Below are 2,600 nucleotides of genomic sequence, written 5' to 3' on the forward strand. Positions count from 1 at the left end.
CATTATAAAATGTACATTTCATTTCTACGTTAGATAAATTAAGTACTTATAGACTTTGATATAAAATTAAGCTTCAAACATGTTAACAAGGGAATTTGTATTGATAAAAAATTTCTAATATAGTCTTGCTATATAGTTAATCTAAGAGAAAACTAGGTCCTATAGTTACAGGTTTTAGTTCTAAGTACTCTTCAGGATATCCAACCTCGACTAGGTATAGACCATCAGCTGGAGCTGTTGGCGGAGCTAATTTACGATCTTTAGCAACAATGATACTTTTAAAATCAGCTACAGAAAGCTCACCTTTACCAACCTTAATTAACGCTCCCATAATGTTTCGCACCATATGATATAAAAAGGCATTAGCCTGAATATCAAAAATTAAAAAATTACCTTGACGGTAAAAATCTGCTTTATAAATACAACGATTACTTGTGGTAGCTTGACAGCGAGCCGCTTGAAATGATTTAAAATCTTGCTCCCCTAGTAAATAGTTAGCTGCTTCTTGCATTAATTCATGATTTAAGGTTTGTTTAATACAAGTTACAGCACTATGAAGATGAGCGTCACCCATGCTATTTTCTAAAATCACATAACGATAACGACGTGATAACGCACTAAAACGTGAATGAAAATCGAGAGGAACTATTTTACATTTTAAGATTCTAATATCTTCGGGCAAATGAGTATTAGTTCCACGTAACCATCCATGTTCAGCTCTTGAAGCTGTAGTATAAAAGTTAATCACTTGATTTGTCCCATGTACTCCAGCATCCGTACGTCCTGCACAAAAAGTTTCAACTTGGTGATTAGCTACTTTACTTAAAGCTTTTTCAAGGCATCCTTGTACACTAATTGCATGATCTTGTCTTTGAAACCCTGCATAATTAGTTCCCTTATAGGCGACTAACATTGCAACATTAAAATACTCTTTTTCTTGATAATCTTCTGGAAGATAACTCTTTTTATCAACTGTTGTAGAAAAGTCTAACAATGTTTCTTTCATACTGTTTATTTGGTTAAAACCTATTTATCTTTTATAATAAGATTATTGCATAATAACATCTACAATAAAATTATGACCCGTAGTAATTTTCAATTTCCTAAAGCTCAACTCGAACAAGTTTTTACTAAGCTTTTACAATCAAATTCTTATTTAAGTTCTAGAGTTGATTCGCAAATGTGCAATCTACTCCTCGATTATTTAGAATTAATGCACAAATGGAATCGTGCTTACAACTTAACCGCAATAAAAGATCCTGAGCAAATGCTTATTAAGCATATTTTTGATTCATTAGCTGTTGCACCTTACTTTAGTCAATATCATAAAGTCCTTGATGTAGGTACAGGAGCTGGTCTACCTGGGATTCCTCTAGCAATTTTCTTTGCAAAAGAAAATCCACAAATGCACTTTACTCTTCTTGATTCCCTTGGCAAGCGAATTCAATTTTTACGTCACGTTGTTTTAACTTTAAACTTAAAAAACGTAACTATTATTCATAGTCCTGTAGAAAACTACCAAGAGGAACAATTTGATTGCATTACCAGTCGTGCCTTTACAGCTTTAGATCGTATGACTTTGGTGTGTTCACACCTTTTAAGTCCACAAGGTAACTATGTCCTTCTTAAAGGAGCAAAAACTGAAGAAGAGTTGCAAACTTTACCTCAAGAATTTGCTTTAGTTGATATTCACGAAGTAAAAGTTCCTGGTATTGAAGATAACGAACGCTTTGTTGTCACAATCAAACGAGCAATATAGTTAAAATCCTGCATTTTCCTCAATGCAGGATTTTTCATTATTATACAACAAAAGTTATTTAGAAAATAATTAACCATTTACACTAAATTTGTAATAATATATTAGTAATCAACCCTTACATTTTTTTGATTTTTTGAGGTATATATGACAACTCGCCCTAATTTAAATCAAAACCTCTTACGACACTTTTTACACTTATTTACTTTTAATGCTAGTGAAAGAGCAAAAGAGTTTTTCAAATACACTTTATTTATCGGGATTAATGTTACCCTAGCTTATCTAATTCTTGGTACTTTTGTTTTGTCTTTAGCAACTATTTATGGATATAATACTCAACTTTCTGTTGTAGCAACTTTTTCAGTTGCCATTGCCCTATTTATTATATTAAATTTAGCTGCAGCCTTTAGAAGAGTTCGTGATTTTGGCTTACCAGGTCTTTCAATTGTTGTGTTATTTGTAGCTATTTGTGCATTAACCTTCTTCTTTGAAAGAAATGAAAATCCAAGCATCATTTCAAATACAGTACTTTTAATCGTAATTACATTTATTTCCTCTTTACTAGCTTTATTACCAACTAAAGTCGAAAATAATAAATATCGTAATCCAAAAGTTTTTCCTCAAGCTGAAGAAAATTCAAATCAGTAGACTAGAAAAAAATTTAAGACAATCATAAACCAACACCCCTTTGGAACTTAATTCCTAAGGGGTGTAATACATTTGTATCCTACTTTCAATATTAGGTGCTAGGCGAATAATTTAAATTTAATATTCTTATTAGATATTCTAATACCTCTAAAAGATCTTTAAAAAAGATACTACCCATAAAAAATAAACTAAACAG

At 31.4% G+C, this 2,600-nt stretch carries 3 protein-coding genes; 2 read left to right on the plus strand and 1 reads right to left on the minus strand.

Going from position 1 to position 2,600, the window contains the following annotated elements:
• Positions 1–136: 136 nt before the first annotated feature.
• Positions 137–1,006: a tRNA pseudouridine(38-40) synthase TruA gene (truA, locus tag CKF59_RS06310; protein ID WP_119535101.1), complete on the minus strand. Its 870-nt coding sequence runs from the start codon at positions 1,004–1,006 to the stop codon at positions 137–139.
• A 72-nt stretch (positions 1,007–1,078) separates the two neighbouring features.
• Here truA and rsmG point away from each other — a divergent pair, with 72 nt between their 5' ends.
• Positions 1,079–1,759 carry a 16S rRNA (guanine(527)-N(7))-methyltransferase RsmG gene (gene rsmG / locus CKF59_RS06315; RefSeq protein WP_119535102.1) on the plus strand — a complete coding sequence of 227 codons (681 nt, stop codon included), beginning with the start codon at positions 1,079–1,081 and terminating at the stop codon, positions 1,757–1,759.
• Between the two features lie 144 nt (positions 1,760–1,903).
• A complete protein-coding gene (locus CKF59_RS06320) occupies positions 1,904–2,404 on the plus strand; it encodes a DUF805 domain-containing protein (RefSeq protein ID WP_119535103.1) in 501 nt (166 codons plus the stop codon).
• The last annotated feature ends 196 nt before the right edge of the window (positions 2,405–2,600 follow it).

It is taken from the genome of Psittacicella gerlachiana (assembly GCF_003585965.1).
Taxonomy (GTDB): domain Bacteria; phylum Pseudomonadota; class Gammaproteobacteria; order Enterobacterales; family Psittacicellaceae; genus Psittacicella; species Psittacicella gerlachiana.

Coding starts and splice junctions, on each gene's coding strand:
- truA (WP_119535101.1), bottom strand. CDS start 1,006: ATGAAAGAAACATTGTTAGACTTTTCTACAACAGTTGATAAAAAGAGT.
- rsmG (WP_119535102.1), top strand. CDS start 1,079: ATGACCCGTAGTAATTTTCAATTTCCTAAAGCTCAACTCGAACAAGTT.
- CKF59_RS06320 (WP_119535103.1), top strand. CDS start 1,904: ATGACAACTCGCCCTAATTTAAATCAAAACCTCTTACGACACTTTTTA.